This window comes from Virgibacillus sp. AGTR, from assembly GCF_016919725.2.
Classification (GTDB): Bacteria; Bacillota; Bacilli; order Bacillales; family Amphibacillaceae; genus Virgibacillus; species Virgibacillus salarius.
This window is the reverse complement of sequence record NZ_JAJERH010000105.1, coordinates 1-10,570: the sequence shown is the minus strand read 5'-3', so window position 1 is coordinate 10,570 and position 10,570 is coordinate 1. Positions and strand designations below refer to the sequence as shown.

General features: G+C 37.5%; 7 protein-coding genes and 1 riboswitch. All 7 genes read left to right on the top strand.

What is annotated here, in order from left to right; translation table 11 throughout:
- Window positions 1-157: 157 nt before the first annotated feature.
- The 7 genes from JUJ52_RS21700 (at window position 158) to guaA (ending at window position 10,280) form a co-directional block, all read left to right on the top strand.
- A complete protein-coding gene (locus JUJ52_RS21700; RefSeq protein ID WP_034678392.1) occupies window positions 158-1,132 on the top strand; it encodes a pyridoxal-phosphate dependent enzyme in 975 nt (324 codons plus the stop codon).
- A gap of 18 nt (window positions 1,133-1,150) precedes the next feature.
- Window positions 1,151-1,996 carry a D-amino-acid transaminase gene (gene dat / locus JUJ52_RS21695; protein ID WP_026679857.1) on the top strand — a complete coding sequence of 282 codons (846 nt, stop codon included), beginning with the start codon at window positions 1,151-1,153 and terminating at the stop codon, window positions 1,994-1,996.
- Window positions 1,997-2,021: 25 nt separating this feature from the next.
- Window positions 2,022-3,164 carry an alanine racemase gene (alr, locus tag JUJ52_RS21690; RefSeq protein ID WP_121604610.1) on the top strand — a complete coding sequence of 381 codons (1,143 nt, stop codon included), beginning with the start codon at window positions 2,022-2,024 and terminating at the stop codon, window positions 3,162-3,164.
- A 706-nt stretch (window positions 3,165-3,870) separates the two neighbouring features.
- Window positions 3,871-4,830: an AAA family ATPase gene (locus JUJ52_RS21685; RefSeq protein WP_026679859.1), complete on the top strand. Its 960-nt coding sequence runs from the start codon at window positions 3,871-3,873 to the stop codon at window positions 4,828-4,830.
- Window positions 4,830-6,095 carry a DUF58 domain-containing protein gene (locus tag JUJ52_RS21680; protein WP_205389604.1) on the top strand — a complete coding sequence of 422 codons (1,266 nt, stop codon included), beginning with the start codon at window positions 4,830-4,832 and terminating at the stop codon, window positions 6,093-6,095. The genes JUJ52_RS21685 and JUJ52_RS21680 overlap by 1 nt, the downstream gene beginning before the upstream one ends.
- A complete protein-coding gene (locus JUJ52_RS21675; RefSeq protein WP_205389605.1) occupies window positions 6,092-8,272 on the top strand; it encodes a transglutaminase TgpA family protein in 2,181 nt (726 codons plus the stop codon). Before JUJ52_RS21680 ends, JUJ52_RS21675 begins: the two co-directional genes overlap by 4 nt.
- Window positions 8,273-8,311: 39 nt before the next feature.
- Window positions 8,312-8,413: riboswitch (purine riboswitch) on the top strand.
- 331 nt (window positions 8,414-8,744) lie between these two features.
- Window positions 8,745-10,280 carry a glutamine-hydrolyzing GMP synthase gene (gene guaA, locus JUJ52_RS21670; RefSeq protein ID WP_228089192.1) on the top strand — a complete coding sequence of 512 codons (1,536 nt, stop codon included), beginning with the start codon at window positions 8,745-8,747 and terminating at the stop codon, window positions 10,278-10,280.
- Window positions 10,281-10,570 lie beyond the last annotated feature (290 nt).

Below are 10,570 nucleotides of genomic sequence, written 5' to 3'. Positions count from 1 at the left end.
CCAATCTCATATTATAAAGAACATAAGCAATTATATGAGGCATTGCTTACAAAGAACGCTAAATTAGTACAAAAACAAGTGGAACAGCATATTGCATATGTGGAAGATCAACTCTTAAGAAATAGTGACTAATAGTGAATTAAGGAAAGGGTGCGATATGAGAAAGGTTGACCTGTTGGATATTTGGAAAGCTCGCAAACGGATCGCTTCTATTGCTCAGCCTACCTCACTTGTCTATTCAAATGATTTATCGGACGTAACTGGAAAATCCGTGTATTTAAAGATGGAAAATTGGAATATAACGAATTCTTTTAAAATAAGAGGTGCAGCAAATAAGATCCTTAGTTTAACTCCAATGGAAAGAGCAAAGGGGATTACTACATTTTCCACTGGGAATTTTGGAGTTAGTGTTGGTTATGTTGCAAAACAGCTTGATATCGATGCTGTTATTTGTATTTCCAATAGAGTACCCAAAGCAAAAGTTGATGTATTAAGATCTACCGGTGCTCGTGTGGAAGTAATTGGTACATCACAGGATGACGCTGAAAAATATAGTTATCAATTGCAGCGAGAACATGGATTTACTGTTATCCATCCGTTTGATGATCCGTATGTGATAGCAGGCTATGGAACAATGGGGCTAGAATTGCTAGAAACTCTGCCTGAAGTAGATACCGTACTTGCTGGCTTATCAGGAGGTGGTATGCATTCTGGTCTTGGAGTAGCATTAAAGCAAACCAATCCGAAGCTATATCTTATTGGCGTTTCTACAGAAAGAGGAGCGGCTATGTATGAGAGTATGCAGGCGGGCAAGCCAATGGAAGTTACGGAAAATAATACGCTAGCAGATAGCCTTCTTGGTGGTATTGGTTTAAATAATCAATATACATTTTCCATGGTTCAACAATATGTAAATGACATTTTATTAGTAAACGAACAGCAAATTGCTAAAGGGATGGCTTTTATGCTCGATAAGCATCATCAAGTTATTGAAGGTGCTGCAGCGGCAAGTATTGGAGCTATACTAGAAAATAAAGCTACTCTCATTGGTTCCAACGTCGTACTTATCATTAGTGGAAATCGTGTAGATACATCGGTGGTGTTAGATCTGGCAAAGAGGTATTCTCAATAATCATTAGGAGGTCTGGCGATGAATAAAATGTTATACAATCAAACGATTATGGATAGAAGTAGACTTATTGATATAGAGGATCGAGGATATCAGTTTGGTGACGGAGTCTATGAAGTTATTGGTGTGTATGATGGGGATTTTTTTCTATTGGATGATCACTTAAGAAGATTAAAAAGAAGTGCTGAAGCAATTCAAATGATGTTACCTTGTCCTATCGACACGTTGAAGGACAACTTAAAACAACTTGTAACGATGAACCAATTAAAGGAAGGTGTTGTCTATTTACAAATATCAAGAGGGGTAGCTGAAAGATGGCATCAATATCCAAGTAACGTTTCTCCTGTATTAGTTGCTTATACAAAAGTGGAAGAAACAATGAAGGAAGAAGCGAAAAATGGAGCAAAGGCAATTATAACGGAGGATATACGTTGGTTACGTTGTGACATAAAGACATTAAACTTACTACCGAATGTTATGGCCAAACAAAAGGCAGTAGAGAATAATGCGGTAGAGGCTATTCTCCATCGAGAGGGTATTATTACAGAGGCAAGTGCTTCTAATGTGTTCATTGTAAAAGATAATTGTGTAATGACACACCCAGCGAATCATTTCATTTTAAACGGTATTACAAGAATGAAAATACTTGAATTATGCTATGAAACTGGCATTCCAGTTCGTGAGTGTGCCTTTACTATAGATGATTTACGGATGGCTGATGAAGTTTTTATTTCAGCAACCAAATTAGATATTGTACCAATTGTATTTGTAAATGATCATAAGATTGGAACAGGAGAGCCTGGTGAAATCACTCGGGAGATTATCAATTGTTTTGCTGCAGCTATTCAAGACTTAAGTGAACGGTAGCTTCATTGTAAATGGGGGGTAGAAAATGTTCCAATTTGTAAATACATTAGCTGCTAGTCATACAATCGCGGAAGTTAATCTTACTGCATTTCGTCATAATATAATAATGGTAAAGAAACAATTAAAAAATTGTATGATGATGGCTGTCGTGAAAACAAATGCCTATGGTCATGGAATTGTTCCCATCGCTCAGGAAGCAATCCAAGCTGGCGCAGATCGGATAGGAGTGACCAGTGTTGAAGAAGGGTCTCTACTCCGTCAATGTGGTATCCATGTCCCAATACATATTCTACCACCTATAACCTCCTCACAAGCAAAGGATGTTGTATATCATCATTTGACAGCAACGATCAGTTCAGTAGATATAGCAGAATCGATTAGTAAGATGGCTGTTAGACAGCAAAAACGCATGCCTGTTCATCTAAAACTAAATACAGGTCTGCAACGATTTGGGATCGAACCAAATGATGCACTCTCCTTTTGTAAGGCTTGTTATCATTTACCCGGGCTGTCCTGGGAAGGGATATTCACACATTTTTCTAGTGCGGATGAAGGGGACTGGGCGACAACAGAAAACCAATTTCATTTGTTTACGCAGACGACAAAGAAGCTCCATGAAGCTGGATATTCCTTTCCCGTACACCATGTAGGTGCTTCGACAATCGCGATTGAAAGAGAGGATATGCATCTTGATATGGTACGAACTGGGATTGCCCTTTATGGATATACTCCAGATCGTAGACAGGATAAGCTGATTTCGTTAAATAGAGTATTGTCTTTAAAATCAAAGCTAATTCATATAAGGTCCTTACCGCCTGGTTCTAGTGTAGGATATGGTGGAGAATATGTAACGAAAGCGAATGAGAAGATCGGCGTTCTTCCTATCGGTCATGGTGATGGCTTTAAAAGATTACTTTCTAATAATGGCCTGGTGTTGGTAAAAGGCCAATGTGTACCGATAATTGGTACAATATCCTTGGATCAAACATTTGTAAACCTGACCGCTATTCCTAATGTTCATGAAGGAGATGAAGTTGTTATTATCGGAAGCCAGCATGAGCAGATTATCTCAGCGAGAGACATTGCCGATTGGATACATAGTAATATAGATGAAGTACTTGCTAGTTTAATGAGTCGGATTAAAAGGGTGTATGTAAACGATGGATAGAAGTAAGCTGGAGCTTTTCTAAGATACATAGAAAAGATAGAAAAAGAGTATCTACTTTTTTCTCCATCTCCTATTTCATTCGCAAAATAATGAACTAGTCTATTACTCGCTATTATCCTACATATAATTGGCAGTAACCCCCGCGAATTGAATTTTCACCTTTGTAGGTATAAGTATTGTCATAAACGTTTATATTAGTAAGGAAAACTATTTAATTGTCTACCTTTCACTAGTAGGGCTTTTTTAGTATAGTAATAGTAGGCTAATTAGAAATAGATGTTTATTTAATTAGGTTTATCCCACATATAACTGGCAGTAACACTCTCGCTTCAAATAAAGTGAAACCAATATTGGTAAGAGAGGATCGACTGTCAGTACATGTCTGATTGGTTCAAAGGCCTTTAGGTCATCCCCTTGTGGTACTCTACCAATCAGCGGGGGATAAACCAAACTTCACGGATGGAAGTTTCACTTTATAGACTAGTTAATCTCAACTTTTAGATGTAAATATTATAAATGTGCTTTAGCAAAATTTCGCCCAATTCTTTTTAAGTCATGACAAAGGATTAGCACTAAAGATATGCATGATAGTAAAGAGATAAAGGGATGGATAGTAAAGGGAATTTGCATAAAATAGGTATAAATTGAACTGAAAGAATATTTAAATTACATGAAAATAACAGTTTTGGCAGAGAGGGGTAAGGGTATGCAGGGTACGGCAGTATATAACGTAAAGATTGAAAAGGTATTAACTAATATAAATAAAGTAATGATTGGAAAAGAGGATGCAGCTGTTCTTAGTTTAGTAGCACTACTAGCTCAAGGGCATGTTCTCTTGGAGGATGTACCAGGTGTTGGGAAAACAATGCTCGTAAAGACAATAGCTAAATCATTAGATTGTGATTTTCGTAGAATTCAATTTACACCAGATTTGCTCCCCTCTGATGTCACAGGAGTTTCTATTTATAATCCGAAAACGTTAGAGTTCGAATTTCGTGGCGGACCTATTTTGGGGAATATTATCTTAGCTGATGAAATTAATCGTACTTCCCCTAAGACACAATCTTCCCTCCTAGAATCAATGGAAGAAAAAAATGTTACCGTAGATGGAAAAACGATTGCTCTAGCTAGTCCATTCTTTGTAATGGCAACACAGAATCCAATTGAGTATGAAGGCACGTATCCACTTCCAGAAGCACAATTAGACCGATTTATTTTAAAATTAAAGATGGGTTATCCAACGTTTGGAGAGGAGCTTGAAATGCTAGAACGGAATGCTCGTGAACAACCCATTGAATCTATTGAAGCTGTACTTACTAGAGAAGAGTTAAAAGGGATACAAGAAGAAGTAACAAATGTTTATGTGGACAAAAATGTCCAGCACTATATTATCAATTTAATTTCTAGTACACGATCTAACCCGTCTATTTATTTAGGAGTTAGTCCAAGAGGATCCATCGCCCTAATGAAAGCAGCAAAAGCATATGCATACATTATGGAGCGTGATTACGTATTACCTGATGATGTTAAATTTCTTGCTCCATATGTTTTAGCACACCGAATTATATTAACCTCAGAGGCGAAATATGATGGCGTAACAGCTGATGATATCATTTCATCCATTGTTAAAAGTACTCATGTACCTATTCGGAAGGAATTTAGTTAATGAACGCTCATGTGCGAATGATACTAAATGGGCTGTTTGTTGTCTTTTTATTCCTATTATTATTCTCTTATGCAATGTTTCAGGGTGGATTCGTAAGTTGGTTCTTATTCTTTGGATTTATTCCGATTTTTTGTTATCAGATAGGGTTTCTATTACATCCCATAAAAAATTGGAAGGTGACAAGGAAGTTTTCTAGGTCGGTTGTTGGGGCAGGTGAGAGTGTGTCCGTGACCATAACGATTCGTAGGAAATTGGCTTTCCCTTTGTACTATTGCATATGTGAAGAAGTGATTCCAAGTTCGTTACGAAAATTGGATAACAAAAATGACAAGTATCGGTATATGGATAATCCTGATAAGCTAACTATTAGTCGTACTTTAAAAAAAGTCATTTTTCCTGCATTTAGACGGGAGTTTAGTTTTACTTATCAATTGGAACATGTCCCTAGAGGTGAGCATTATTTAAATGCTGTTCGCATACGTACTGGTGATTTCTTTGGTCTCGTAAAGAAGGAGCATGTGTTTCAACTTGCTGATGAATTAGTAGTGTACCCAAATGCTCGTCCAATGGTATTTAAAGAACAGATAATTAGCTTTGAGCAAGGCGCGACGACTTCTTCCGCGCTACAATTAAATAACACAAATGTGGCAACAGGAATACGAGAATACATGCCTGGAGATCGATTTTCGTGGATTGATTGGAAGCAGACAGCTAGGAAGAACACGGTTATGACAAAGGAATTTGAACAAGAGAAGAGTACGGATATCTTACTAGTATTAGATGGCTGCTCCGATGAGCATCTTAATGATGTTACGTTTGAGGGAATGGTAGAAGTCACCTTTTCTTTAATGGAACATGTGAAAAAGCAATCTACTCAAATAGGCTTGTTAACAGTAGGAGCTAGTACAGTATATTTTCCGATACATCATGACCCATTAAAATCAGATATGGTAAGACAGCATCTTACTAGAATGAAGCCTGGTGGCAATCAATCCTTTTCGCTACAGATGCAGCGTGAACGAATGAAGATAGCTAGTGGGAGCGTTATTTTAATTATTACTAGCCATATTGATAATAACTTTAATGAAATGACTAAAAAAGTAAACCAGCGTTCAAAGCGAGTCATTGTTTTGCTCATTCAATCGCCGAAAGAAATGTCTCTTAATCAGCATTATATTCATCAACTACAGTTTGAAGGTATTCGTATTCATGTATTGTCACAACAACAGTTGATGAAAAATCCAATAGAGGTGAAAGGAAAATGATGAATCAGGAACAACGTAATTCGATATTTTACACCTCTATTTTGTATATTTGTGGCTTCATGCTATTTCTAGAATGGTTATACCCTTTGCAGGAAATAACAGATACAAATAATATCATGATATTTATACTTTATGGTATCTTTTGTTTTAGTCTTTCCTTATTTCAAATAAAATGGTGGATTTCATTTATATTGAAGGGTACTGCTTTATTTATTATTATTGACAGCTTGTTTCTAGATCCGACTTTTTTAAGCCCGATGTGGTTTGAACAGTTATTTCTTGATATCTCATATAATGTACAAGCGTTATTTGCGCAAACCTGGTACGATTTGACGCCACTTTTTAGAAGTGTTCTCTTTCTTCTATTAATTTGGCTAATGAGCTACCTGCTACATTACTGGTTTGTAGTGATGAAACGAATACTGCTATTTGTTTTATTAACATTTATTTACTTAACGATATTAGACACCTTCACAGCCTATAATGGCGGATTTGCTATATTTAGAACCTTCATTGTTGCCTTTATTGCGTTAGGTATTGCTAATTTTATGAAGGAGTTGGATCGAGAATCCATTCCATTTACTTGGGTGAAGAAATCGCCTGATTGGATATTGCCATTAATCTTAACCGTATTATTTTCTTCTGTTGTAGGATTCGCTGCACCAAAGTTTGATCCACAATGGCCGGACCCTGTACCATTTATTACAAGCACTGCAGAGAATGCTGGTAGCTCTGGAAATAATTCGCTCATCCAAAAAGTTGGTTATGGCGAAGATGATTCACGTTTGGGTGGATCATTTGTCCAGGATTATACACCGGTTTTTCAAGCAACGGCAGAGCAAAATCATTACTGGCGAATCGAGACAAAGGATGTTTATACGGGAAAAGGGTGGGAGTTTTCTGGTAGTCCACACTATATACCATTTGAAAAGATACCACCAATGTACGATGATTCGGTAGATTCTCAGAAGTTGCAGGCAACTGTCAAGTTTCTTGGTAATCATTCGTTTGATAAATTATTACAGCCATATGGTTTTAAAGAACTCGATCCAAAAATTGCAGAGGCTTTTGTGGACGCACGTTCCGAAGCCATTCAGCTACGTAATGATGATTATGAGCTGATGGATAACATGGAAACCTATACGATTAATTATGATTATCCAACATTTGATATTACCGCATTACGAGAAGCTTCCGGTCAAGCTGATCCTTATGATTCATATTTACAGCTCCCTGATAGCCTTCCGGAACGGGTTGGCGAACTAGCGCAAGAAATTACTGCAGATAAAGAGAATCGTTATGATAAGGCAAAGGCAATTGAACAGTATTTCTCCAGTAATGGATTTACCTATCAAACGACAGAAGTTCCTGTTCCGGAGAAACACCAAGATTATGTTGATCAATTTTTATTTGAATCGCAAGCAGGCTATTGCGATAATTTTTCTACATCGATGGTAGTGCTTCTGCGAACGCTTGATATCCCAGCGAGGTGGGCAAAGGGCTTTACTGGCGGAGAATTAATTGATAAACAGTCAGGAAATAATTTATACGAAGTGACGAATGCAAATGCACATTCATGGGTAGAGGTGTATTTCCCAGAAATAGGTTGGGTGCCTTTTGAGCCGACCCAAGGATTTTCTAACCTAGCGGATTTTCAAACGTCTATTGATAATACTGGTATGCAAACAGATGATGAACAGGAACAGCAGCAACAAGAGGAGCAGGAGCTGCCTGAACAAGAAGAGCAAGCAAAGGAGCAGCCAGAGGTAGAACCTGCAGGAGCTTCACCAGAAGAAATTAAGGTTTCGATGAGGTGGGAATATATTATTATTCCAATTATTTTGGTTGTGATTATGGTGTATATTGGATATCGTACTAGATACCATTGGCAAACTTGGTTCTTAAAGCGAAAAGTATCAAGTAATTGGAATGCAAGGAACTATCAAATTGCCTATCATTATTTATTAAAATTATTAGCACATAATGGAAATGGCAAACTTCCAGATGAAACCTTACGAGAATATGCAATGAAAATCGATCGTAAATATGAAACAAATGAAATGCGTAAGCTGACCTATCATTATGAAGAATTGCTCTATCGAGAACAAAACGAGCAAGCTCCTAAACAAGAACTTGCGCAATTATGGAAAAATTTAATCAAACGGATATTGGCTTGACCTCCGTCATGATGGTTAGTAGAATAGGAACATAATTATAGTAATATCAATATCGCCGTTCGTATATCCTCGATAATATGGTTCGAAAGTTTCTACCGGAGCGCCGTAAATGCTCTGACTATGAAGGCAGAAGATCGGAATAATGTATATTTCTGGATTTCTGTCTTTTTGCAGATAAGGGATAGTAGTTATTAAAAGCTATCCTTTTCCGCTATTTGTAGCTGTGCGCCTCTACGTAGTATCGAATCGGATACAGCGTACAAAGCTAGCTACTGGTAGTTTTTATTTGCATGGGGTAGGAATCCAGTTTTCATTATATGGTAAAAATGTATATTTTTGCACATGGGTGTAGGCAAAGTTATAGAATAGCCTTAAAAGCTTCTTTCACTTTTTTATATTCATGTATTCCATCATAAAATCAGGAGACAACTAGTAGGCGAGCGGAGAAAAAATATAGATAGGAGCTATGCACATGGACAACAGCGAAATGATTTTAGTATTGGATTTTGGCAGTCAATATAATCAGCTCATTACTAGACGAATTAGAGAGTTAGGCGTATATAGTGAATTACATTCACATAAGCTTACAGCGGCAGAAATTAAGGAAATGAACCCGAAAGGAATTATTCTTTCTGGGGGACCGCATAGTGTGTATGATGAAAACAGTTTCCGATGTGATCCGGAATTATTTGAATTAGATATTCCTATCTTAGGAATTTGCTATGGAATGCAGCTAATGGCTCTACACTTTGGTGGTCAAGTGGAAAAGGCAGTTAATCGTGAGTATGGAAAAGCACTTATCGACTTAAATGGCGACCCTATTCTATTTAAAGATTCACCAAAGCAACAAACAGTTTGGATGAGTCATGGAGATAAAGTCAAGCAAGTGCCTGAGCAATTCACTGTTGATGCAACGAGTTCTTCTACACCAATTGCAGCAATGAGTCATCCAGAGAAGGCATTATACGGTGTTCAGTATCATCCGGAGGTACGCCATTCTGAATACGGCAATCATTTACTAAAGCAGTTTGTTTTTGATGTGTGTCAAAGTACAGGCAACTGGACAATTGAAAACTTTATTGAAATGGAAGTAGAAAAAATCCAAGAAATAGTTGGAGATCGCAATGTCTTATGTGCGTTAAGTGGTGGGGTTGATTCATCAGTCGTAGCTGCTTTAATTCACAAAGCAATTGGTGACCAGCTGACGTGTATTTTTGTAGATCATGGTCTACTTCGGAAAAATGAAGCGGATGATGTGATGAAAGTATTTGCTGATGATTTTCATATGAATATTATTAAAGTGGATGCGAAAGATCGATTCCTATCGAAGCTTGAGGGTGTAGATGATCCTGAAAAGAAACGTAAAATTATTGGTAATGAATTCATCTATGTATTTGATGATGAAGCCACCAAGTTAAAGGATATGGACTTCCTGGCTCAAGGTACGCTTTATACAGATATTATTGAAAGTGGTACGGAAACCGCACAAACGATTAAATCACACCATAATGTTGGTGGATTACCAGAAAATATGCAATTCGAACTAATTGAGCCATTAAATACATTATTTAAAGACGAAGTTAGAGAACTAGGCTCTCAACTGGGAATTCCTGATCGTATTATTTGGCGTCAGCCTTTCCCAGGACCTGGATTAGCTATCCGTGTTTTAGGAGCAATTACAGAAGAAAAGCTAGAGATTGTCCGTGAATCAGATGCCATTCTACGAGAAGAAATTGCTAAAGCTGGATTAGATCGTGATATTTGGCAATATTTCACTGTCCTTCCTAACATCCGTAGTGTAGGTGTTATGGGTGACGCAAGAACGTATGATTACACTATTGGTATTCGTGCTGTAACCTCAATAGATGGTATGACATCTGATTGGGCACGTATTCCTTGGGACGTTCTAGAGAAAGTTTCAACAAGACTGGTTAATGATGTACAGCACATTAATCGCGTTGTGTATGATATTACTTCTAAGCCACCAGCAACCATTGAGTGGGAGTAACTCACTAAGGACATTTGAAGTGAAAACGTTGATTTGGCTGCATTTCGATGGTACGTAAAATGGATAAAACAATTAAAAATGAATAGGTTCTCCGCCAAAATTCCGCCAGAGGAAACGGAGGAAAATGAGGGATATTGTGTAAAAACAGTATCCCTTTTTTTATGTTTTTGAAAACCCCTGGCTGTGCCAGGGGTTCCGGAAAGCTTTAAGCGTGGGGTCAAAAAAAAGCCTCTCTTCATGGTAAGATAAAGTTGGTTTCCCGACCACTAAATCTCACCTAAGAAGGAGGT